A 22,684-nucleotide genomic window follows, 5' to 3' on the forward strand; every position below is an offset into this window, starting at 1 on the left:
GCGCGAGCAGCGACCCCCACCTTCAGCCCTCTTGCAGCGGGCGGGCCGAGACGATCAAGCTCACCTCGACTACTGCCCCACCGGGGAGGCTTGAGACACCGACCGCTGCGCGTGAGGGGCGTCCCCGCTCTCCGAAGACGCCGATCAGCTCTTCTGAGGCCGCGTCCAGGACTCGCGGGTGGTCCTCGAACTCGGGGCTGGCCGCGACGTAGCCGGTCATCTGCACGACCCGTTCGATTCTGTCCAGACCTCCCAGATGGTGATTGAGGCTGGCCAAGCAGTTGCGGACGGCAGTCCGGGCGCACTCTCGCGCGTCCTCGAGGCTGGGCGCGCCGTCCGTCCCGATGGGCCCCGTGAAGTCGAGCGCGCCTTGGATGGCGTGAGTGTGGCCGGACGTGAAGAGGAGCGGGCCAGCTTCGGTGACAGGGGCGTACCTGCCGGCGGGCTTCGGGGCCGGCGGAAGGGTCTTGGCGTAGGCCTCCAGTTGGGCGAACCCTTGAGAGCCGGGCTGCGGGATTTGAGCTTGGGTCACGGAATTCTCCTTCTGCTCTGATTATTGTTGACGATCAGACATTATGGGAAGATGGAGTGTGACCAGCGCAACAGACTTTGATCCAGAGGGCCCCGGAATCCAGCGATTCCTCGGAGTCGTCAGCCCCTACGACATGGCCCTCGACCGCGAACTGTGGCGATGGATGCCGAACGAGGTGACGCTGGCGTTTGCTCGGACCCCTTTCCATCCCCTCGTCGTCGACGCAACCATGGCGGCCACGATCGGAGACGACGAGGAGATCCGGCCCACGGCGAGATGCCTCAAAGCCATCTCGCCCGAGGCGGCCGTCTACGCATGCACCTCGGGAAGCTTCGTGAACGGGGTTGAGGGAGCGGCCAGGATCTCCAGGGCCGTCTCAGAGGAGCTCGAGGCGCCAGCAGTGAGCACATCCGAGGCCCTCATCGAGGCCCTCGACCTATTCGGGATAACACGCCTCGCGATCGCGACCCCCTACGTGCCGGAGCTCACGGCCCGCCTCGAGGACTTCCTGGCCGAAGGAGGCCGGGCGGTGACAGGCTGCGAGGGTCTAGGCCTCGACAAATTCATCTGGCACGTCCCTTACCGGGTAACTGCCGATCTCGTCCGCCAAGCAGACTCCCCTGCGGCGGAAGCCGTGTTCGTTGCCTGCACCAACCTGCCGACCTTCGACATCATCGAGCCCCTTGAGCGGGAGCTCGGAAAGCCGGTCATCACGGCGAATCAGGTGACGGCGTGGGCTGGCCTCCGTCGGCTGGGCCTGTCGCTTCCGGGCGGCGCCCGACTCGCGGAGGCGAGCCGGAGCCTCGCGGCCTGATACCAGCTTGGTATCATCAGGCTATGGCCATGACACTCAGACTCCCCGAGGACCTCGACCGAGAACTGGACCGGCTAGCTGTCGAGAACCACACGTCCAAGAGCGCGCTCATGGTCGAGGCCGTGCGTCAGCTCATCCAGCGCAACCGCCGTGAGGCCCTGATCGAGCAGGGATTCCAGTTCGCCCTCTCCCACGACCGAGAGGCGCTCCAGCGTCTGGCTGACGCATGACCCTCTTCCTCGAACTCGAGGAGGCCCTCGCCCTGGTCGCGAGGATGGGATTCCACGTGCGGGACGCGGGCCTGCTCGGTTCAGCCCTTGCCCGAGCGGCAACAACTGTGATGGGACAGCCCGCCTACCCGACGCTGCCCCGTCAGGCGGCCGCCCTGCTCGAGTCCGCAACCCGGAACCACGCACTGATCGACGGCAACATGCGCACCGCCTGGGTACTGGTCGTCGTCTTCCTTGCCATGAACGGGGCCGAGCACGACATGGGCGCCGACCAGGTGTTCGAGCTGGTCGTGGGCGTCGCCGAAGGCAGCACGGAACTGGAGAAGTCCGCCGAGACCATCGCCGCCCACCTGCGCCCAGCCAGCACCTGACACCGCCGGCCAGGAAGGCCTGATACTGCCGGCGGGAAGGAGAGAGCGGATGCGGAAGCTCAGTGGGCTTCGAAGAGCCGCCCCAAGCCTTCCGCGGTGGCGGGATGGCCGGCGAGCTTGAGGCCCTGCCAGGCCGTCACCTGGTTCGCTGTGAGCACCGGGATGCCGAGTGTTGCCTCGAGTTCGCCGATGATCGCAAGGGTGTGGAGGGCGGTGTCGGGTATGAGGAGGGCTTCGGCCCCCGAGATATCTGCGGCCTTGGCGACGTCGAGCACCCAGTCGGCGCCCAGAAGCCCCGCATCCTCGCCGCTCGGGACGTCGTAGGTCGACAAGGCGGTGACGGTGATCCCACCCTTGCCGAGGAACTCTACAAAGTGGGAGGCCACGTCGTCGGGGTACGTCGCGGCGACGCTGACGCGGGACAGCCCCAGGTGCCGGAGGGCAGCAGCAAAGGCAAGAGAGGTCGACGACGACGGCGCACCGCTCGCGGCTTCTACCCACCCCGCCTGCTCGGCACAGCCGTCCCACCCGTAGACGAAGCTCCCGGAGGTGCAGGCCCACATGACCGCATCGGCACCTGCCTGCCCAGCCTCCTTCGACGGGGGCTCGAGGAGGTCCCGGGACCCCAGCTTGAGGAGCGCGTCGACGTCGTGGTCGGTGCTGCCCTCCCAGGTGTGGATCACGGGGAAGCGGGCCCCGGGAACGATGCCTTCGAGCTCGGCGAACTCGTCTTCGGCGCTGTGCCCTGGGTAGAGGATGGCGACGGTGCTCATGAATCCCTCCTGATGGGTTTGCGAGTGGTCAACTAAAGTCTACAGTTGGATTGTAGACAATCACAGGGCGTCTTTGGGCGCCAGAGAGGCTAGGAGAACGATGGCCCGCTACATCACGATCACTCTCGAAAAGCGCGGCGTGAGCGCCCGCGCGCGGCTGCTCGACGAGGAGGCGCCTCGAACGGCGGAAGCCGTCTGGCAGGCCTTGCCGCTGAAGGGGGACGTGTTCCACGGGAAGTTCGCGCGCAACGAGGTCTACACCCTCGTCTCGCCGTTCGCGACGGAGGAGCCGGGGCCGGAGAACCAGACGATCACTCCCATCCCGGGCGACCTCTGCTACTTCACTTTCGAAGGCGTGCTGAACAACCCTGCGTACGGCTACGAGACGGAAGCGGGCACGAACGAGAGCCGGCTGCTCATCGACCTCGCATACTTCTACGGCCGCAACAATCTCCTCCTCAACGGCGATGTCGGGTGGGTCCCGGGCAACGTGTACGGAACCATCGTCGAGGGTCTCGATGAACTCGCGGCCGCGAGCCAGGACATCTGGATGGGTGGGGCGCGGGGCGAGCGCCTGGTGATCGAGCGGGCCGAGGAGGATTAGGAACACGCACCCGAAGGGCGTGGCCGATTTGTCCGGCCCCGCCCTTCGGGTGCTGCGTCAGCGGCTCCGCGCGTAGCCCAGCTGCTTGTCCACCCCATTCACGAGTTCCTCCCCGCGCTGCCATCTGGCGAGGTTGTCAGCGAACTGGTCGGCGAGCGTATCCCGCCAGCCCACGACGTCGCCGCTCATGTGGGCGGAAATGTGGACGTTGGGCATCTGCCAGAAGGGGTGCGCCGGCGGAAGGGGCTCTTCGGTGAAGACATCGAGCGACGCCGCGGCGATCGTGCCCGCCTGCAGAGCCGCGATGACGGCTGGCTCATCCACAAGCGGCCCCCGGCCCACGTTCACGAGGTGCGCTGTGGGCTTCATGGCGGCGAGTACCTCGGCGTTGACGACCCCGCGGGTCTGATCAGTGAGCGGCGCGATCAGCACAAGGTGGTCAGCCCACTCAACGTGGCGGGCGAGTTGTTCCGTCGGAACGATGCTCCCGAAGTCGGGATCGTCCTCCCGGGCCAAGCGACCCGCACCCACGACCTCCATTCCGACGGCGCGGAGGAGGCGCCCGGTGGCGCGTCCGATGCCGCCGGTGCCGACAACAAGAGCGTGGCTGCCAGCCGTACGTTTGCCCTCCCGGTGCCGCCACTCGCCCTCTCGTTGCAGCTCCTTGCTCTCGTGCAGGAGCTTGTCGTGGGCGAGGATCGAGGCCAGTACGAACTCGGCGATGGGCCCGTCGAAGGCTCCTCGGGCGTTCGTGATCACGACATCGGACTCGCGCAGGCCATCGAACAGGAGCGTGTCGACGCCCGCGGCCGCGACGTGGATCCAGCGGAGGGAATCCGCGTGGTCCCAGGCGTCCCGGAGGGCGGTTGAGAAGAAGTCCCAGACGAAGAGGATTTCTGCACCCGGCAGGGCGTCTGGCAGCGAGTCAGCGGTTGCCCAGACGATCTCGGTCTGTTCCTCGAGCTTTTCCGTGTTGTAGGGAGGAACGGTGGTGGGCGAGGTCAGCACGACGACCTTCGGCCGCTCCCGCCCCGTGGGGGAATCCTTGAGCTCATTCACCTACACCACGATACGCAACATGATTATTGTTGACAATCATTCAATTGCCCTATCAGAATGGTCGACATGACGACTCTCAGCCCCATCCTCAAGCAAGCCACTCCGGTCGTGGTCGACCACGCGCTCGGCAGCTGGATCCACGGCACGGACGGCCAGGACTACCTCGACTTCACCACCGGCATCGGTGTGACGAGCACGGGGCACTGCCACCCGCGCGTCGTGGAGGCGGCCCGCGAGCAGGTCGGCAAGATCATCCATGCCCAGTACACGACCGTCATGCACAAGCCGCTCCTGCAGTTGACGGAGATGCTCGGAGACGTCCTTCCGGCTGGCCTCGACTCGGTCTTCTATGCGAACTCCGGTTCTGAAGCCGTCGAGGCCGCGATCCGTCTTGCCCGCATGGCGACGGGGCGCCCCAACATCATCGTCTTCCAGGGAGGTTTCCACGGACGCACCGTCGCGGCCGCGTCATTGACGACGGCGGGAACCCGCTTCTCTGCTGGCTTCTCACCGCTGATGCCGGGCGTCCACATGGCGCCGTTCCCCTATGCCTTCCGCTACGGCTGGGACGAGGCAACCGCGGTCGAGTTCGCCCTCAAGGAGCTCGACTACCTCTTCCAGACGCGCACCGCGCCGAACGACACCGCGGCCTTCCTCATCGAGCCCGTGCTGGGCGACGGCGGCTACCTTCCCACGCCCCCCGCGTTCATGGAGGGCCTGCGCGAGCGCGCCGACCGCCACGGGATCCAGCTCATCTTCGACGAGGTGCAGGCCGGCGTCGGGCGCACCGGGAAGTTCTGGGGCCATCAGCACTCCTCCGCCACCCCGGACATCCTCATCACCGCGAAGGGCATCGCCTCGGGCTTCCCGATCTCCGCGATTGCCGCCCCTACCGCGACCATGGCCAAGGCCTGGCCCGGCTCCCAAGGCGGGACCTACGGCGGCAATGCGGTGTCTGCCGCGGCCGCGGTCGCCACGCTGCACGTCGTCGAGGAGGAAGGCCTCGTCGAGAACGCCCGGGTCCGCGGCGATGAGCTCCAGGCCGGCCTGAAGGAGATCCAGAGCCGCTTCCCCGCGATCGGGAACGTGCGCGGTCTCGGCCTCATGCAGGGCATCGAGTTCACGCTCGAGGACGGGACCGCCGACGCCGCCACGGCGGCCGCGGTCCAGCAGGCCACGACAGGCCAGGGCCTCCTCACGCTCACGTGCGGTCCGTCCGGCAACGTCGTCCGGCTCATTCCCGCGCTCGTTGTCACCCAGGATGAGATCACCCTCGGCCTGCAGCGCTTCGAAGCCGCGGTCGCCGCGGTCACCGGCGCGGTTCCCGCAGCCGCCCAGTCCTGAGGCTCGAATGCTGGAGACTCGAACCGGAACTTCGCTCCTCGGCGAACTGGCGAAGGCTGGGATTCCGGCAGACTCGTCGCCGCGGCGCCGGGCAGAATACGCCTACGACGCCTCGAACTACCGGGTCGAGCCGCTCGCCGTCGTCTTCCCCCGCACGGTAGAGGACGTCGTCGCCGCGGTGGCGGCCTGCCGGGAGACCGGCACGCCGCTCATCTCCCGCGGCGGCGGGACGTCGATGGCGGGCAACGCCGTCGGCCCCGGGCTCGTCCTCGACTTCTCCCGGCACATGGACCGCATCGGTGCGGTCGATGAGGCGGCCGGGACGGTCGACGTCGAGCCGGGCGTCGTGCTCGCTGCGCTCTCCCGCGAGGTGGAGCGCATCACCGATGGCAGGCAGACGTTCGCGCCCGACCCCTCGTCCAAGAATCGGGCGACGGTCGGCGGCGCGATCGGCAACGACGCGTGCGGGAACCACTCCGTCCGCTACGGCCGCACGTCAGACCACGTGTCCGAGATAGACCTCGTGACGTCGGACGGCGTGCGGCTCACCGCGACGGAGACCGGACTGCGGGCCACGGATCCTTCCGACCACCAGTCAGCCGCTCGCGCTGCAGACCTTTCGGCGTCGCTGCGGCAACTCGCGCAGGAGAACCTCGGTGCTCTCCGCCGCGAGCTGGGCCAGATACCGCGCCAGGTCTCCGGGTACCACCTGGAGAATCTGCTGCCGGAGAAGAGGTTCAACGTCGCCCGCGCCGTCGTCGGCTCGGAGGGGACGTGGGCCGTCGTCGTCGGTGCCCGCATGAAGCTAGTGCCGAAGCCTGCGAGTGCCCTGCTCGTCTGCCTCGGCTACGAGGACGTCGTCGACGCCGCGCGGGACATCCCCACGATCCTCGAATTCTCCCCGGCTGCCGTCGAAGGAACCGACGAGGCCATCGTCGCGACGATGCGCCACCGCCGCGGGCCCGATTCGGTCCTCGGCCTCCCCGAAGGCCGAGCCTGGCTCTTCGTCGACCTCGACGGCGACGACGCGGCGTCCGTCCGCGCGCAGGCGGAACGTCTCGTGGCCCGCCTCCGGGAGAATGGACGCCTTGTCGATGGGCAGCCGGTGCCCGATCCGACCGAACGTGCCTCCCTCTGGAGAGTGCGTGAGGATGGAGCGGGCCTCTCCTCGCGCCTCGCGAGCGGAGGCGAGTCCTGGCCCGGCTGGGAGGATTCGGCCGTGGCCCCCGAGCGTCTCGCCGACTATCTCGCCGATCTGAGAGAGCTCCTCGCGGAGCACGAGCTGACCGGTGTCATGTACGGGCACTTCGGGGCCGGCTGCATGCACATTCGCATCACCTACGATCTGCGCACCGAGGAAGGCCGGGAGGTCTTCAGGAAGTTCACTCGGCGAGCGGCCGAGCTCGTGGTGCGCCACGGGGGTTCGCTCTCTGGTGAGCACGGAGACGGCCGGGCCCGCTCGGAGCTGCTGCCCCTCATGTACTCCCAGGAGGTCATGGCTGCCTTCGCCCGGTGCAGAGGGCTGTGGGATCCTGCCGGCCTCCTGAATCCGGGGTCTATGACCGATCCCGACCCGATCGACTCGCACCTCGCCCTCGAGGGGGTTCCCGAGCGGGAGTGGCGCACGAGCTTCGACCTCCGTCCCGCCGCTTCCACTGCCCAGACGCCATCCCCGCACACCGACCCCTGGGTGCACGCCGTCCAGGGCTGCATCGGAGTCGGGCGCTGCCGCGCGGACGGCGGAGGGGTCATGTGCCCCAGCTACCGGGCTACCCGCGATGAGAAGGACTCCACGCGGGGCCGCGCTCGCGTGCTGCAGGAGATGGTGCGCGGTGCCCGCACTGTCGAGGAGGGCTGGAAGTCGGAGGAAGTCCGGGAGGTGCTGGACCTGTGCCTGGCGTGCAAGGCCTGCTCGACCGACTGCCCCGCAGGGGTCGACATGGCGACGTACAAGTCCGAGTTCTTCGACCACTACTACCGCGGCCGCGTGCGCCCGCTCTCGCACTTCTCCCTCGGCTGGCTGCCCCGCTGGCTCAAGGTCACCGGCCGCCTCCCCGGCCTCGTCAACGCTGTCCTCGCGACACCGCTGGGCAAGGTCGCCGCGGCTGCGGGTGGCCTGACGACGAAGCGCGCGCTTCCGCGGTTCGCAGGTGCTGGGGAGTGGCGGCGCGAGGTCGACGACGCCGGCATCCGTCCCGCGGGCGCGGTCCGTCCCGTGGGCGGCGCCGACGGCGCGGACTCGGTGGTCCTGTTCGTGGACACGTTCACGCGGGGCTTCCGTCCGGAAGTCGCCGGCGCGGCTGCCCGGGTCCTCGCAGGCGCCGGCGAGGCGGTGGAATGCTCCGCCGACGCGTGCTGCGGTCTGACCTGGATCTCCACCGGGCAGCTCGGCACCGCGAAGCGTCTGCTGTCCCAAGCCGCCGAAGAGCTCGACGACGGCACGGACCGGCCGATCGTCGTCGTCGAGCCCAGCTGCGCTGCGGCCCTGCGGAAAGACCTCCCCGAGCTCGTGCCTACGGACCAGGCGAAGCGGGTCGCGGCTCGTGTGCGCAGCTTCGCCGCGCACGTCGCCGACCGGGTGGCCACCGGCTGGGAGCCCGCCCCCGCGAAGCCGGTGCCCGAGCAGGCCGTGCTCCAGACGCACTGCCACGAGTACTCGGTCTTCGGGGCCGCTGCCCAGCGCTCGGCGCTCAAGGCGGCCGGGGTGCGCGAGGTCGTCGACGCGAATGGCTGCTGCGGAGTCGCGGGGAACTTCGGCTTCGAAGCCCAGCACTACGACGTGAGCATGCAGGTCGCCGAGAATGCCCTCGCTCCCGCGCTGCGGGCCACCGGCCGTGACGTCGCCGTCCTGACCGACGGCTTCTCGTGCGCACGGCAGGTCGATCAGCTTGATTCTTCAAGGCCCGGCCTCCATCTGGCCCAGATCCTTGACCCCGGGACTGCGGGGCCGCCGCAGCTACCCACCAGCCAGACCGCCATGTCAGAAAGCCCCACCAAGGAAGCAGAGGAACTCCTATGACCACCAACCTCAGCGACCTCCGCGCCTCAGAGAAGGCACGCGAGGCGATCGCCAAGATCAGCACCGGCATCTTCATCGATGGCAAGTGGACCGAAGCCGCCTCCGGCGCGCGCTTCGACGTCGTGAACCCCGCAACGGAAGAGGTCATCGCGACGGTGGCCGACGGCGGCCCGGAGGACGCGAAGCGCGCCATCGAGACCGCGGGCCGCGTCCAGAAGGAGTGGGCCAAGACGGCCCCCCGCGTCCGCAGCGAGATCCTGCGCCGCGCCTATGACCTCATCATGGAGCGCCAGGACGAGCTCGCCCTGATCATGACGGCAGAAATGGGCAAGCCGCTCGCCGAGGCGAAGGGCGAGGTCGCGTACGCGGCCGAGTTCTTCCGCTGGTTCTCGGAGGAGGCCGTCCGCATTGGCGGCGACCTCACGACGACGGGCGACGGCAAGAACCGAATCCTCGTCTCGCGGGAGCCGGTCGGCCCCTGCGTGCTCGTGACTCCGTGGAACTTCCCGCTCGCGATGGGCACGCGGAAGATCGGCCCCGCGATCGCCGCGGGCTGCACGATGGTCTTCAAGCCCGCGAACCTCACCCCGCTCTCCTCGCTGGCCCTCGTCGACATCCTCGTCGAGGCCGGTCTTCCCGACGGCGTCCTGAACGTCGTGTGCACGACCAAGGCGTCGGATGTGGTCTCACCGTGGATGTCGAGCGGCATCGCCCGCAAGGTCAGCTTCACTGGCTCGACGGCGGTTGGCGTGCGCCTGCTCGAGCAGGCCTCGCAGCACGTGATGCGCTCGTCCATGGAGCTCGGGGGCAACGCCCCGTTCATCGTCTTCGAGGACGCCGACCTGGATCGGGCTGTCGAAGGTGCCGTGGCAGCCAAGATGCGCAACATGGGCGAGGCCTGCACGGCCGCCAACCGGCTGTTCGTGCAGCGCTCGGTCGCGGACGAGTTCGCCCGGAAGCTCGCGGCTCGCCTCGGCGCGCTCTCGGTGGGCGACGGCGCGGAGCCGGGAACCGACGTCGGGCCCCTTGTCGAGGAAAAGGCCCTGCGGAAGGTCCAGGAACTCGTCGACGATGCGGTGGGCAAGGGCGCCGTCGTCGTCTGTGGCGGTAGCCGCCCCGACCGTCGCGGCTACTTCTACTCGCCCACGGTGCTCTCCGACGTCTCGCCCGAGGCGGATCTCATGAACGAGGAGATCTTCGGTCCGGTGGCCCCGGTCGTGCCGTTCGACACCGAGGACGAGGTGCTCCGCCTCGCCAACGACACCCCGTGGGGACTCGTGGGCTACCTCTTCACGCAGGACGTCGACCGCGGATTCCGCGTGGGGGAGGCCCTCGAGGTCGGCATGGTCGGGCTCAACACCGGGATTGTCTCCAACCCGGCAGCCCCCTTCGGCGGCGTCAAGGCCTCCGGCCTGGGTCGCGAGGGCGGCCGCGTGGGCATCGAGGAGTTCCTCGAGTACAAGTACATGGCCGTGCCGCGCGTGTAGGAGCGCTTTCACGGCGAAGGCTCCCGACGGAATCCGTCGGGAGCCTTCGCTTTAGTTGGGAGCCTTCGCCTTAGGCGGTCGATTCTCAGGCTGGTTCCGAGGCTGCTTCCGGGGCCTGCATGAGGCGAGTCACGGCGTCGTCCATGTGGGCAACGAGGAGGCGGTCTGCTTCCTCCATCTTTCCGTCCCTGATGGCGGCAGCGATCTCGTGGTGCTCGTCTGCGCGAACGTAGTGCGAGGCGTAGCGGGTCTCGAGTGCGGTGATGCACATGCGAGTCTCGACCATGAGCGTGTTGTGCATGCGCGAAAGGCGCGGGCTCTTCGCGAGGGCTACGAGAAGCGCGTGGAACTCCACGTCGGTCTCAGTGAGCGCGTCGGCGTCGTCGTCGTTCGCCGCCTTGCGCATTCTCTTGGTCACCTCGAGAAGCTGCTTTCCGGCGTCCTTTGCATCGAGCTGGATGACGCGCGCGGCGGCTGCGCGCTCAACCGCTGCGCGCGCAAGGTACATGTCCCGCACGTCGTCATCGGTCACTTCAATGACGAAGACGCCGCGGTTGCGGATGCTGACGAGGAGACCCTCCTGGGTGAGGCGCTGCATCGCCTCGCGCAGAGGCCCTCGGCTGACGCCGAGGTGGCGGCTCAATTCTGCTTCGTTGAGCTGCTCGCCGGGGGCGAGCTCTCCTTGGCCGATCGCCCTGCGCAACTGGCGGGCAATGAGTGCAGGAGTCGTCTCCTGTACTACCGGCGTGAGCAACTGGGCCATGCCCTCTCCTCAAGTTCGTGAGACCCCCAAATGGGCCGATTGTCAACAATCATAACACGTGAGAGCGTGCTGTGGGGGAGAAGCTTAGTAGATCGGGAGAGTGGCACGGATCACATTCGGAAGGTATTGTTGTCTACAATCCTACAGCTTAGGTTTGGGGCTACCGCCTCCCGAGCAGTCGGCCAGCCCATCACTTACAAGCCCTCTTAAGAGTTAGGAAGATATCCGTGCGCATTACCGGTCTTCGCGCCACCCCCGTTGCTGTCCCTTTCGTCGAGGACGAGATCTGGGCGTTCGGAGGACGCCGCGGAATGGTCAGCATCCTCTTGGAGATGGACACCGATGAAGGCATGGTTGGACTCGGCGAGGCCGCAGCCTATCCGTCCGCGGACATCGTGCTGGCGGTCTTCAAGTCCATCGAGCCACTCGTCATCGGAGAGAGCCCCTTCGATATCGAGCGAATCATGAAGCGCGTGAACATCATCGGCACGTGGCACCATGTGAAGTCGACCAGCACGGCAATCGCCGCCGTTGAAATGGCTTGCTGGGACATCGTGGGCAAGGTCAGCGGCCAGCCGCTCGTCAATCTCTTCGGCGGCCGCGTCCGTGACGAAGTCGAATTCTTCTACTACCTCAGCCACAAGCCCGCCTCAGAGATGGCCGACGACGCCGCGAAGGGTTACGCCGAGGGCTTCCGGACCTTCTATATCAAGGTCGGTTCGATGGAGCCGAGCCAGGACATCGAGCGCGTTGAGGCGATCCGGGCGTCCACTGGTCCAGACGCGAAGATCCGCGTGGACGCCAACGAGGCGTGGTCCGCCGCAGCGGCGATTCGCATTGTCGGCGAGATGGAGCGCTTCGGCCTCGAGCTCGTGGAGCAGCCCATCTCAGGGCGGAACCTCGCCGAGATGGCCTACCTCCGGGGACGCATCAACACCCCCCTCCTCGCCAATGAGGCTTCTTGGACCCGCTACGACCAGCTCGAGCTCATCAAGGCCGGGGCGGCCGACGTCGTTTCGGTCGACAACCAGATGGACGGCGGCCTCCTGAACCTCAAGCGGGGCGCGGGCATGTGCGAGGTGGCCGGCCTCCCGGTGCTCAAGCACAGCTTGGGTGAGCTCGGGGTTGCGGCCTACGCCGCTGTCCACGTCATGGCTTCCACGCCCAACTTCATCTACGCCAACCAGGGCTACGGCTCGTTCCTCGCGGACGACATCATTGCGGATGCAAGCCCTCTTCCGTACAAGAACGGCTGCCTCGCGGTCCCCGAGAAGCCCGGTATCGGGATCGAGCTCGACACCGAACGCGTCGCGAAGTACGCCGAGCTGTACGAGAGCGAGGCCGAGAACTTCTCGTTCCACGAGTCCGAGAAGATCGCGAGCACGCCCCTCATGCCGAAGCGCTGAGAAAGAGAGCAAGCACGAATGACCCCGCCGTCTTCAGCATCCGCGTCCTCGGCCGCCACCATGACTATGGGCATGCCTCCCGCTGTGGCGCCGACCCCCTTTGTCGACCCTGAGGCTCCCTTCTTCAGCCCGGCGGAATTCGAACTGCGCGTGAAGCGCGTCCGGGAGGAGATGCAGCGCCGGGGCTTGGAAGCGCTCCTGCTCGTCAGCCCCGAGAACCTCTACTACCTCACGGGCCTGAACCATCAGGGGTATTTCGCGTTCACCCTTCTGGTTCTCCCGCTCGAAGGCGAGCCGCTCGTCGTCGCCCGCGCGATGGAAGGTGCGACGATCTCGGCGCAGATCCCGCAATGCCGCCACGTCGCCTTCGCCGACTACGAGGACCCGGCCGAGGTGGCCGCCAACGCCGTCGCCTCGGCCGTGCGCCCAGGGTCGAGGATCGGGGTGGAGGAAACTTCGATGTGCTTCCCCCTCAACGTATGGGAGCCGCTGCGGGACCGGCTCGAAGGCCTCGACCTCGTGGACGGTTCGGGCATCGTCGAAGCGTTCCGCCAGGTCAAGAGCGCAGCCGAGATAGAGCATGTGCGGCATGCCGCTCGTGCATCATCGCTTGCCATCGAGGCAGGCTTGGCCACGGTCTCGCCCGGCATCTCCGAGCGCGAGGTGGCTGCCGCCGTCTACCACCGCATGATGCTTTCGGGCAGCGAGTATCCCGGGTTCGCCCCGTTGATCCGCTCGAAGGACCTCCTTCTCCAAGAGCACGTCACGTGGAGGCCCCGCATCATCCAGCCCCAGGACGCGGTCTTCATGGAACTCTCCGCGTCAGTTGCGCGGTACCACGCCCCACTGACACGGATGGCCTACGTCGGGGAAGCGCCTCCGGGCACGGACCGGGCGGCAGAGATTGCTTCTGCGGGCCTCGAGGCGGTCCGCGAGGCACTGCGCCCCGGCAAGGTGAACGGAGAGGTCTACGACGCGTGGCAGCGGGTCATCGATTCCGGGCTCGGCCACAGCGATTACCGCAGGCACCACTGCGGCTATGCGATCGGCATCGGCTTCCCGCCCAGCTGGGTTGGTGGAGCAAGCGTGGCAGGCCTCAGAGCGGGCGGGACCACCGGGATCCGAGAAGGCATGGTCTTCCACGTCCTGTCCTGGATCCTCGACCAGAAGCCGGCCGACTACGTCGTCTCCGACACCATTCTCGTCACGGCGAACGGCGGCGAGATCCTCACAACGACTCGGCGCGACCCCATCGTGGTGGCCTCCTGATGCGCGGGCGGAATGGGCGCGGGGGATCGCCGAGGAGTGTGGGTAACAGAACTGGAGGATGGGTCCTCGAAGAAGAGAGGAAGGCGCAATGAACGATCTGGCCTTGCTGACAGCTACCGAACTGCTCGAGGGATACCGCCAGGGTGAGATCTCGCCCGTCGAGGCGACGAGAGCTGCGCTCGACGCCATCGAGGAGGGGAACGGGGACGTCAATGCCTTCGTCTCGGTCCATGCGGACGAGGCGCTCGCAGAGGCGGCCGAGTCCGAGAAGCGCTGGGCGGACGGCTCACCGCTCGGGCCGGGAGATGGGGTCCCGACCTCCATCAAGGACATCTTCTACACGCGAGGCTGGCCGACCCTTCGGGGAACCGAGCTCATCGACGAGGATCGGCCGTGGAACGAGGACGCGCCGTGCGTAGCGCGTCTGCGCGAGACCGGGGCGGTTCTGCTGGGAAAGACGACGACGCCGGAATTCGCCTGGAAGGGCGTGACCGACTCGCTTCGCCATGGGTCTACGGGCAATCCTTGCGCCCCGGGCCTCACCTCCGGCGGATCGAGCGGCGGCAGTGCCACGGCGGTGGGAATGGGAATGGGCCCTTGGTCCGTGGGCACGGACGGCGGGGGTTCCGTCCGCATCCCTGCCGCCTTCACGGGAACAGTGGCGATCAAGCCCACGTATGGACTTGTTCCGATGTTCCCCGCCAGCCCGTTCGGCACTCTCGCCCATGCCGGCCCGATGACCCGCACCGTGGCTGACAGCGCTCTTCTCCTCGACGTCATCACCGGCTTCGACCCGAGGGACTGGTCCGCCCTCCCGACGCCTCAGGGCTCCTTCACCGAAGGCCTGCACGACGGCGTCGAAGGCCTTCGCATTGCGTTCTCGCCAACGCTTGGGTTCGGACGGAACGACCCGGAGATCGAAGCCCTTGTCCGCGACGCGGCCGAGGCGTTCGAAGGTCTCGGAGCCCACGTGGAGGAAGTGGATCCCGGCATAGAGGACCCCGTCGAGGCCTTCCACGTGCTCTGGTTTGCAGGTGCCGCGAAGGTGCTCGAGCCCTACGGGGCAGCCGCCCTCGAGCGCATAGACCCTGGGCTTCGGCGCAGCATCGAGGAGCAGGGAACGTTCAGCGCCTCAGACTTCCTGGACGCTACTGCCGTCCGCATGGATCTCGGCGTGCGGATGGGCCTCTTCCACCAGTCTTATGACCTTCTCCTGACTCCGACTCTTCCCATCCCGGCATTCCCCCGGGGCCGGGACGTGCCTGAGGGGTGGAGTTCGCAGTACTGGACCAGCTGGACGCCCTACACGTACCCGTTCAACATGACCCAGCAGCCGGCCATGAGCGTTCCGTGCGGCTTCACGCCGTCGGGACTCCCGGCCGGGCTGCAGATCATCGGACCGCGGCACGCTGACCGGCTCGTTCTGCGAGCCGCACAAGCCTACGAGTCGGCGGCGAGTTGGCGAAGCGCCCTTCCCGCGCCTGCCCGGGCAGCGGCCCGCTAGGCACATGAAGGCCCTGTGGAGAGCTCCGTAGCTCTCCACAGGGCCTTCTTGTTGCTGTGAGCTTCAGTAGGATCGTTGACAATCCTACTGTGATCCAACTAACGTTTTTCTATCGCCAATTCCGAAAGCGGGGCCGCGCGTCCTGCAGTTCCATCTGGAGGTACTGATGAATCGGCAGCACCGAGCGGCGAACCCAATGGCGGGTCATCGCCCTGAAGCACCCGCGGGACCTGCGACACCCACAGGACCTGCCGCGTCTGCGCGGCCCGTCCGCATCCAACCGGATGCACGCACTATCCGACGGGCGGTTGCCGCCTCAGCGATCGGCAACGCGACCGAATGGTTCGACTATGGGGTCTACGGCTATTCGGTCACGTACATCACCCACAACTTCTTCCCGGGGCACGCAGGGACGTTGCTCACGCTGAGCACGTTCGCCTTCTCGTTCCTGATCAGGCCGTTGGGCGGCCTGTTCTGGGGTCCGATAGGCGACCGCCTCGGGCGCAAGCGGATCCTCGCACTCACGATCATCCTGATGTCCGCGGCGACGGCACTCATCGGCGTCCTGCCCACGGCTTCCCAAGTCGGCCTGCTGGCGCCCGTGCTGTTGATCGTCCTGCGGGCCATCCAGGGGTTCTCGACGGGAGGCGAGTACGGCGGTGCCGCGACCTTCATGGCAGAGTATGCGCCGGATCACAAGCGCGGCTTCCTCGGAAGCTTCCTCGAATTCGGGACGCTCGCCGGCTTCGCGCTCGGTTCCCTGCTCGGCCTGCTGGGCGAGGTCACGGTCGGAACCCAGGCGATGAACGACTGGGGTTGGCGCGTACTGTTCCTGTGCGCCGTCCCGCTCGGCGCCATCGGCCTCTACCTCCGCACGCGGCTGGCTGAGACCCCGGTCTTCGAAGAGCTCGAGCTTGAGGGGAAGGCCGAGGAAAAGGCAACCTCGAGCCTCAAGGACCTCGTGGCCAAGTACTGGCCGAGCATGCTGACGCTCACCGGCCTCGTGATCGCCCTGAACATCGTCGACTACACCCTGCTGACCTACATGCCGACGTACCTCGAGGGCGAGGCGGGCCTACCGAATCAGACGGTTCTGACGATCATGTTCGTCGCGCAGTTCGTCATGATGCTCGTGATTCCGTTCGCAGGCGCGCTTTCCGACCGGGTGGGCCGGAAGCCGATGTGGTACGCCTCATTGATTGGGCTCTTCGTGCTCTCGGCTCCGATGTTCATGCTCATGGCCCATGGGTTCTGGGCCGCACTGATCGGCTTCGCCGTTCTCGGCCTGCTGTTCATCCCGCAGCTGGCAACGATCTCGGCGACCTTCCCCGCCATGTTCCCGGCCCACGTCCGGTACGCCGGATTCGCGATCACGTACAACATCTCGACGTCGATCTTCGGCGGCACGGCGCCCCTGCTGAACCAGGCCGGCATCGATACAACGCACAATCCGATCTTCCCAGCGTTCTACATGATGCTCGCCTGCGTCATCGGCGTCATCTCGGTGCGGTTCATGAGGGAGACGGTCGGCGCTTCCCTGCGTGGCCGGGAGCTTCCCGAGACAAAGCCTCAGACGGTGGTCGGTTTCAGGGGAGCGCGCGCCCAGTCGCAGCCTGACTAGCCCTGTCGAACCGGCACGAGCACGGCCGAGGGTCTTCGGACCCCCGGCCGTGCTTTTTTGTCGGAACGCGCACGTTCATATTGTTGACAATGCTACATACGCCTCATAGGTTTGTAACGCAAGTCACAAAGTGAGGCGGCCTCTCGCCGCCGTCGGCCAAAGCGGGCCGGCTGAAAGGGAGCTGACATGATCGAGTTGTCGCGAAGAAGCGTCTTGAGAAGTGCAGGAGTGGCTGCTCTCGGAGCCTCGTTGGCTGGGTGGGCCACCGGATGTTCCAGCGTTCCTGCAGCGGGATCGGCAGCGTCGTCGAACGGAAGCCTGCTGGATACTGCCAAGTCGCAGGGGTTTCTGCGCGTCGCCATCGCAAATGAACCGCCCTACACCCAGGTGAACGCGGACGGCACCGTGAGCGGCTGTGAGCCCGACGTGCTGAGGGCGGTGTGCCAGCGGATGGGCATCAAGGACATCCAGGGCGTAGTCACCCCGTACGCTTCGATGATCCCGGGACTCAACGCGAACCGCTGGGACGTCATCGCGGCCGGGCTCTTCATGAAGCAGTCGCGCTGCGGCCAAGTGGACTATTCGGAGCCGGTCATTGTCTCCACCGAGTCCTTCGCCACACCGAAGGGCAATCCGAAGGGAATCACGTCGATCGCCGCAGTGACCTCGAACTCGGGCCTCAAGATCGCAGTGCTCCCGGGCGGCTTCGAAGAGGGAATCCTCAAGACCTCCAAGGTCCCCGATTCTCAGCAGGTCAAGGTCAGCGACGGCCGCAGCGGCATCGAGGCCGTCAAGGCGAACCGCGCAGACGCCTTCCTGCTGCCGACGCTCTCCCTCCGCGCGCTTGCGAAGGACGATGCGGGCTTCGACGTCTCGGCGCCCCTCAAAGATGCCCCTCGCACCGGCTCTGGCGCCGCCTTCAGGAAGTCCGATGCTTCCTTCCACGACGCATACAACAAGGAGCTCGCCGCGTTCAAGCAGACGAGCCAGTTCGCGGACATCCTCAACAAGTGGGGCTTCGACCCGACTGTGGTCCAGGGCGTCACGGCCCAGGAACTATGCCAGACCGCCGGATGACCTCGGGCTGTATCCGTGTGACGGGAGGCTCCGATGTCCGCTGTTGTTGAGTATTGGCCCCTGCTCTGGCAGGGCATGTGGACGACGGTCCTCGTCACGGCCCTGAGTGGGGTCGTGTGTATCCTGGTCGCCTTCGTGGCCGGACTCGGACGCCTCTCGACCCACTGGTTCCTCCGGGTGCCCGCCGCGGTCTTCGTCGAGGTATTCCGCGGGACGTCGCTGCTCGTGCAGATGTTCTGGTTCTTCTTTGCGCTCCCGTTCTTCGGGATCCAGCTCTTCCCGATGACGGCGGCCGTCCTGGCCCTCGGATTCAACGAGGGCGCCTATGCAGCCGAGGTGGTGCGCGGCGCGATAGCGAGCCGCCCCAAGGGGCAGACGGAGGCGTGCACGGCGCTGGGCATGGGCCCAGCGCTCCGCCTCCGCCGGGTGATCATCCCGCAGGCGATCCCTGCGATGCTCCCGCCCTTCGGCAACGTCATGGTCGACCTGCTGAAGAACACTTCGCTCGTCTCGCTCGTCACGGTTGCGGACCTCACGTTCCGCGCCCAGATGATCCGGAATACGACGGGACAGACGACGGCGATCTTCCTCACCATTCTGGTGATGTACTTCGTGCTCTCGTCGGTCCTGACCCTGTTGACCGGCGTCCTCGAGCGGCGCTTCGCCCTTGACCGCAAGGCCAAGGCGGCTTGGCGCGCAGAGCGCAGGTTCATGAAGGCAGGTACAGCATGATTTGGGACAACTCGTTCGCCGTCTCGATCATCCCGCAGCTGCTTCAGGGTCTCGTCGTCACGGTCGAGGTCACGCTCCTGGGAACGCTCATTGCCGCGCTCCTCGGTCTGGCCTTTGCGATTCTGCGTAGGTTGGCCATACCTGTCGTCTCCCAGGTGGTCACCTTCGTCGTCGTCTTCATCCGCGGCACCCCGCTCCTCGTCCAGGCGTATTGTGCGTTCTTCGTGCTGCCTGACTACGGAATCAGCGCCGATGCCTTCACCACCGGGGCAATCGTGATCGGAATCAACTACAGCGCGTACATGGCGGAGGTGTACCGCAGCGGGATCCAAGGCGTGCACGTCGGGCAGTGGGAGGCCTGCACGGCGCTCGGCCTTCCCGCCACGAGGGTCTGGGGGCGCGTCATCCTTCCCCAAGCCCTAAGGACGGTGGTTCCCATGCTGGGCAACTACCTGATCCAGATGTTCAAGGACTCGGCGGTGCTCTCCGCCATCACGGTCGTGGAGCTTCTCGGGACAGCCCAAGCCATCGGCAGCTCGAACTTCCGCTACCTGGAACCGCTCACGATTGCGGCCATCCTGTTCCTGATCATCAGCTACCCATCGTCACGTCTCGTCAACAGATTGGAGCGGCGTTATGCGCCCCAGCACTGAGCCGGTTCCCCTGCAGGGCGGCGCCCTTTCCGAGTCGGAGCTCACGAAGCCAGACCCGATCATCGCCTTCGAGAACGTGAGCAAGAGCTGGGGCTCGAACCACGTGCTGAAGTCGCTCAACTTCGACGTCCAGCCGGGCGAGAAGGTGTCGATCATCGGGCCGTCTGGTTCGGGGAAGACGACGATCCTCCGCATCCTGATGACGTTGGAGAGCCCGAGCGAGGGCCTCGTCAGCGTAGACGGTGATGTGCTGTGGAAGGTGGCGGCGGGCGAGAAGCCGAAGGAGACGCGTCAGCTGAGGCAGACACGTCGGAAGATCGGCATGGTGTTCCAGCAGTTCAATCTCTTCCCACACATGACGGCGCTCGAGAACGTCGTCGAGGCGCCCATCCATGTCCTCGGCATGGACAAGGGGGAGGCGCGGGAGCGGGCGGTGGACCTGCTCAATCTCGTGGGTCTGAGCAAGCACATGAACCACACGCCGCCGCAGCTTTCGGGCGGCCAGCAGCAGCGAGTGGCCATCGCCCGGGCGCTCGCCATGCGGCCGAAGGTGATGCTCTTCGACGAACCCACCTCAGCCCTCGACCCCGAGCTGATCGGCGAGGTCCTCAACGTGATCCGCAACCTGGCGCAGAGCACGGACATGACGATGCTCATGGTCACGCACGAGATGCGGTTCGCCGAGGAGATCTCCGACCGGGTCGTCATGTTCGATCACGGTCGAGCGGTCGAGAGCGGTCCGCCGGAGCAGATCTTCAAGAATCCCCTCGAGGAGAGGACCAAGACGTTCCTCCGGGCGGTGCTCCAGCACTGACCCGGCTACCCCTCCGGCTAGCTACCCTGTCGGAGTCTCACCAGCTTCTGGCCACCCCGGACGGCGTGGCGAAGCAAAACTGCAGCGAGTCGCGGCGCGACCACTCTGGAAACTGGTGAGACTCCGACGGCCAAATCCCCATAGCCGCTGCCCACGGCTGTGGGTCGGCTGCTACCGGACGCGGCCGTGCCGGAGGCACAAGAGCGCGTAGGCCCGTGCCGCCGTCAGGAGCTCGGCGATGCTGACCGATTCGTTGACCTGATGGGCCTGATCGTTGAGGCCCCCGGGACCCATCACGATCGTCGGGACGCCGAAATCGCGGGCGATGAACCCGCCGTCGCACGCCGCCGTCCAGCCGCCGATCCTGCTCTCGAAGCCGCAGTCTGCGAGGGCCGCGACGGCATCTGTGACCAGCGGGTGGTCCTCGTCCGTGCGGAACCCGGGCATTTCCATAGAGACCCAAGTGCTCACCGAGATGCCGTCCCGGGAGATACCCGCATCGAGGATGCGCTGCTGGAGAGACGCCAGGATGGTGCCGGCGTCGTCGTCGGGCATGAGCCGGCGGTCGAGCGAGACGGTGCACTCGCCCGCCACCATGGACGTCCCGCTCCCGCCACGAATGAGGCCGACGTTCCAGCTGCCGCTGCCAAGGAGGGCATCCTGTTGCGACTGGAGCTCGCGGTGATCGTCCCGGACGAGGTCGATGATCCGCGCGGCTGCGTCGATCGCATTGCGGCCATCTGCGGGCCGCCCGGAGTGGGCGGACTTGCCCTGGATCGCGAGTTCAATGTAGCTGTCGCCTCGACACCCGATCACGGTGGCGAGATCGGTCGGCTCTGCGACGATACAGCCCGAGAAGTGGGCGGCACCGGCGTGGGCACGCGTGTACTCACGGATCCCGATGCCGAGATCCTCTTCGTCGACCGTGCAGGCAAGTGTGACGTCGCCGGGCAGCTCGACGCCCGCCTCCTTGAGGGCCTTGAGCGCGACGGCGACGGCGGCGAGGCCGCCCTTCATGTCAGTGGAACCGCGGCCGTACAGCCGCCCGTCACGCTCGTACGGCTCGAACGGGGGCCGCTCCCAGCCGTCGCCTGCCGGGACGACGTCGGAGTGCCCGAGAAACAGGAGGCCGCGATCCGACCCCCCGGGCAGCACGGCCGTGAAGTTGGGGCGTTCCGGCGCGACCGGTTCAGTCGCCGTGACCAGGCCGGCGCCGAGGCAGAACGCCTCGAGCACCTTCACGGTCGCATCCTCAGTTCCGCCCGGGTTCTCGCCGCCGGCCGCGATGAGGGCGGTGGTGAGCGAGACGAGGTCGGCTTCGGTGATCAGCTCGAGGACCTCGTCCTCGAGCGAAGCGTTCACGCGCACGTGGCGCCCTCCAGCCCGGCCAGCTCGATGTCCATGGCCCGGCGAAGCCGTTGAATTCCCTCGTCCGTGCGTTCGGGCGTGCTCGTGGCGAAGCAGAGCCGCAGGGCGTCGTCGAACCTTCCCTCTGCCGAGAGCGCGGGTCCCGGGATGAACGCGACACCTTCGGCGAGCCCGGTCTCGAAGAGGCGTCGGGTCGAAATCCCGGCGTCGGCCCCTTGGAGCGTGAGCCACAGGAAGAAGCCGCCCTCCGGGTTCGTCGTCGTGACCCGGTCGCCCAAGTGGCGGCGGATGCTGGACTGCATGGCGTCCCGCCGCCGTCGGTATTCGGCGCGGAGATCGGCGAGGTGGCTGTCGAGCCGTCCCCGGCGGATGAACTCGGCGACGATGTGCTGCGCCGGGACGTTGGTGCACGTGTCCATCGCCTGCTTCGCGTTGATCACGAGCTGCCGCAGCGCGGGGTGGGTGTCGACCCATCCCACCCGGAGGCCCGGCGCGAGGATCTTGGAGAAGGTGCGCACTGAGAAGAGCAGGGGGTCGCCGGGGCTGAGCGCCTGGAGGCTCGGGAGGTCCTCGCCTTCGAACCGGAGGAGGCCATAGGGGTCATCGTCGATGATGACGGCGTTCCACTGGTGTGCGAGCTCAAGCAGCAGTTCGCGGCGCTCGAGGGAGAGGGTGGTGCCGGACGGGTTCTGGAAGTTGGGGATCGTGTAGATGGCCTTGGGCGTCCGTCCGGTGGCAGCAACCAGTTCCGGGAGGGCTTCGACGACGAGGCCGTTCTCGTCGAGTGGTGCCTCGAGGAGCTGGGCTCCGTAGCTCAGCGCCGTGGCGCTTCCGTTGGTGTACGTCGGGCTCTCGACGATGACCAGGTCGCCCGGGTTGAGGAAGATCTTGCAGGCGAGGTCGAGTCCCTGCATGCCGCCCGCGGTGATCGTCACGCGGTCTTCGTCGGTGGGGTCGCTCGTCGTCGAGAGGTACTCGACAAGCGCGCTGAGGAGTCTGGGCTCCCCCTCTGTCGCGCCGTACGTGAAGGTGTCGTGGCCCATCACCGTGCTCGCGATCTCACGGAACTCCTCGAGCGGGACCGCCTCGTTGGCGGGGGAGCCCATCGCGAAGCGGACAATGTCGTGCTTCATCGAGGCGAGGAGGGAGGTGCTCGAGTCGATGACGGAGCCCACGAGGCTTCCGGCGCGCTCGGCGAGCGGGAGGCCTTCGCGGGAGAGGAGTGCGAGGTTCTCGGTGGACAT

Annotated in this window: 21 protein-coding genes; 15 read left to right on the forward strand and 6 right to left on the reverse strand. The window is 67.0% G+C overall.

What is annotated here, in order from left to right:
• Window positions 1-22: 22 nt before the first annotated feature.
• Window positions 23-532: a RidA family protein gene (locus L0M17_RS00220; RefSeq protein WP_241050107.1), complete on the reverse strand. Its 510-nt coding sequence runs from the start codon at window positions 530-532 to the stop codon at window positions 23-25.
• Window positions 533-590: 58 nt separating this feature from the next.
• Here L0M17_RS00220 and L0M17_RS00225 point away from each other — a divergent pair, with 58 nt between their 5' ends.
• The 3 genes from L0M17_RS00225 to L0M17_RS00235 are packed head-to-tail and all read left to right on the forward strand — an operon-like array spanning window position 591 to window position 1,947.
• Window positions 591-1,346, forward strand: coding sequence for a maleate cis-trans isomerase family protein (locus L0M17_RS00225; RefSeq protein WP_241050109.1), 756 nt, complete (start codon window positions 591-593; stop codon window positions 1,344-1,346).
• Window positions 1,347-1,375: 29 nt separating this feature from the next.
• Complete coding sequence (locus tag L0M17_RS00230; protein WP_241050111.1) at window positions 1,376-1,576, forward strand: CopG family ribbon-helix-helix protein; 201 nt, start codon at window positions 1,376-1,378, stop codon at window positions 1,574-1,576.
• Entirely contained in the window at window positions 1,573-1,947 is a 375-nt protein-coding gene (locus tag L0M17_RS00235; protein ID WP_241050113.1) for a type II toxin-antitoxin system death-on-curing family toxin, read from the forward strand. Before L0M17_RS00230 ends, L0M17_RS00235 begins: the two co-directional genes overlap by 4 nt.
• Before the next feature lie 59 nt (window positions 1,948-2,006).
• Here the strand turns inward: L0M17_RS00235 and L0M17_RS00240 are convergent, their stop codons facing one another.
• Window positions 2,007-2,720: a maleate cis-trans isomerase family protein gene (locus tag L0M17_RS00240; protein WP_241050115.1), complete on the reverse strand. Its 714-nt coding sequence runs from the start codon at window positions 2,718-2,720 to the stop codon at window positions 2,007-2,009.
• A gap of 100 nt (window positions 2,721-2,820) precedes the next feature.
• Here L0M17_RS00240 and L0M17_RS00245 point away from each other — a divergent pair, with 100 nt between their 5' ends.
• Window positions 2,821-3,324, forward strand: a complete 504-nt coding sequence (locus L0M17_RS00245) for a DUF3830 family protein (RefSeq protein ID WP_241050117.1) — start codon at window positions 2,821-2,823, stop codon at window positions 3,322-3,324.
• Between the two features lie 57 nt (window positions 3,325-3,381).
• Here L0M17_RS00245 and L0M17_RS00250 read toward each other — a convergent pair whose 3' ends face one another.
• Window positions 3,382-4,383: a D-2-hydroxyacid dehydrogenase gene (locus tag L0M17_RS00250; RefSeq protein ID WP_241050119.1), complete on the reverse strand. Its 1,002-nt coding sequence runs from the start codon at window positions 4,381-4,383 to the stop codon at window positions 3,382-3,384.
• Between the two features lie 66 nt (window positions 4,384-4,449).
• Here L0M17_RS00250 and L0M17_RS00255 point away from each other — a divergent pair, with 66 nt between their 5' ends.
• The 3 genes from L0M17_RS00255 to L0M17_RS00265 are packed head-to-tail and all read left to right on the forward strand — an operon-like array spanning window position 4,450 to window position 10,233.
• Window positions 4,450-5,727 (forward strand): aspartate aminotransferase family protein, encoded by a 1,278-nt coding sequence (locus L0M17_RS00255; protein ID WP_241050121.1) that lies wholly within the window; start codon window positions 4,450-4,452, stop codon window positions 5,725-5,727.
• 7 nt (window positions 5,728-5,734) lie between these two features.
• A complete protein-coding gene (locus L0M17_RS00260; RefSeq protein ID WP_241050123.1) occupies window positions 5,735-8,746 on the forward strand; it encodes an FAD-binding and (Fe-S)-binding domain-containing protein in 3,012 nt (1,003 codons plus the stop codon).
• The gene (locus L0M17_RS00265; protein ID WP_241050125.1) at window positions 8,743-10,233 is read left to right on the forward strand and encodes an NAD-dependent succinate-semialdehyde dehydrogenase; all 1,491 of its coding nucleotides are present in this window, start codon (window positions 8,743-8,745) and stop codon (window positions 10,231-10,233) included. Before L0M17_RS00260 ends, L0M17_RS00265 begins: the two co-directional genes overlap by 4 nt.
• Before the next feature lie 85 nt (window positions 10,234-10,318).
• On the opposite strand, the gene L0M17_RS00270 is transcribed toward L0M17_RS00265, so the two are convergent.
• Window positions 10,319-10,996 (reverse strand): GntR family transcriptional regulator, encoded by a 678-nt coding sequence (locus tag L0M17_RS00270; RefSeq protein ID WP_241050127.1) that lies wholly within the window; start codon window positions 10,994-10,996, stop codon window positions 10,319-10,321.
• A gap of 227 nt (window positions 10,997-11,223) precedes the next feature.
• Here L0M17_RS00270 and L0M17_RS22570 point away from each other — a divergent pair, with 227 nt between their 5' ends.
• From L0M17_RS22570 to ehuA, 8 genes are all read left to right on the forward strand, one after another.
• The gene (locus L0M17_RS22570) at window positions 11,224-12,402 is read left to right on the forward strand and encodes a mandelate racemase/muconate lactonizing enzyme family protein (protein WP_241050129.1); all 1,179 of its coding nucleotides are present in this window, start codon (window positions 11,224-11,226) and stop codon (window positions 12,400-12,402) included.
• Between the two features lie 72 nt (window positions 12,403-12,474).
• Window positions 12,475-13,671: a M24 family metallopeptidase gene (locus tag L0M17_RS00280; RefSeq protein WP_241050131.1), complete on the forward strand. Its 1,197-nt coding sequence runs from the start codon at window positions 12,475-12,477 to the stop codon at window positions 13,669-13,671.
• A gap of 88 nt (window positions 13,672-13,759) precedes the next feature.
• A complete protein-coding gene (locus tag L0M17_RS00285; RefSeq protein WP_241050133.1) occupies window positions 13,760-15,175 on the forward strand; it encodes an amidase in 1,416 nt (471 codons plus the stop codon).
• A 166-nt stretch (window positions 15,176-15,341) separates the two neighbouring features.
• Entirely contained in the window at window positions 15,342-16,796 is a 1,455-nt protein-coding gene (locus L0M17_RS00290) for an MFS transporter (RefSeq protein WP_241050135.1), read from the forward strand.
• A gap of 228 nt (window positions 16,797-17,024) precedes the next feature.
• Complete coding sequence (gene ehuB, locus L0M17_RS00295) at window positions 17,025-17,873, forward strand: ectoine/hydroxyectoine ABC transporter substrate-binding protein EhuB (RefSeq protein WP_241050143.1); 849 nt, start codon at window positions 17,025-17,027, stop codon at window positions 17,871-17,873.
• 33 nt (window positions 17,874-17,906) lie between these two features.
• Window positions 17,907-18,605, forward strand: coding sequence for an ectoine/hydroxyectoine ABC transporter permease subunit EhuC (gene ehuC, locus L0M17_RS00300; RefSeq protein WP_241050146.1), 699 nt, complete (start codon window positions 17,907-17,909; stop codon window positions 18,603-18,605).
• Window positions 18,602-19,258, forward strand: coding sequence for an ectoine/hydroxyectoine ABC transporter permease subunit EhuD (gene ehuD, locus L0M17_RS00305; RefSeq protein ID WP_241050147.1), 657 nt, complete (start codon window positions 18,602-18,604; stop codon window positions 19,256-19,258). Before ehuC ends, ehuD begins: the two co-directional genes overlap by 4 nt.
• The gene (ehuA, locus tag L0M17_RS00310) at window positions 19,242-20,072 is read left to right on the forward strand and encodes an ectoine/hydroxyectoine ABC transporter ATP-binding protein EhuA (RefSeq protein ID WP_255731688.1); all 831 of its coding nucleotides are present in this window, start codon (window positions 19,242-19,244) and stop codon (window positions 20,070-20,072) included. Before ehuD ends, ehuA begins: the two co-directional genes overlap by 17 nt.
• 171 nt (window positions 20,073-20,243) lie before the next feature.
• Here the strand turns inward: ehuA and L0M17_RS00315 are convergent, their stop codons facing one another.
• Together L0M17_RS00315 and L0M17_RS00320 are read right to left on the reverse strand one after the other, a co-directional pair.
• Complete coding sequence (locus L0M17_RS00315; protein WP_241050149.1) at window positions 20,244-21,440, reverse strand: M20 family metallopeptidase; 1,197 nt, start codon at window positions 21,438-21,440, stop codon at window positions 20,244-20,246.
• On the reverse strand, window positions 21,431-22,684 hold the full coding sequence (locus L0M17_RS00320; RefSeq protein ID WP_241050151.1) for an aminotransferase-like domain-containing protein: 1,254 nt from the start codon (window positions 22,682-22,684) through the stop codon (window positions 21,431-21,433). Before L0M17_RS00320 ends, L0M17_RS00315 begins: the two co-directional genes overlap by 10 nt.

The organism is Sinomonas terrae (assembly GCF_022539255.1).
Taxonomy (GTDB): domain Bacteria; phylum Actinomycetota; class Actinomycetes; order Actinomycetales; family Micrococcaceae; genus Sinomonas; species Sinomonas terrae.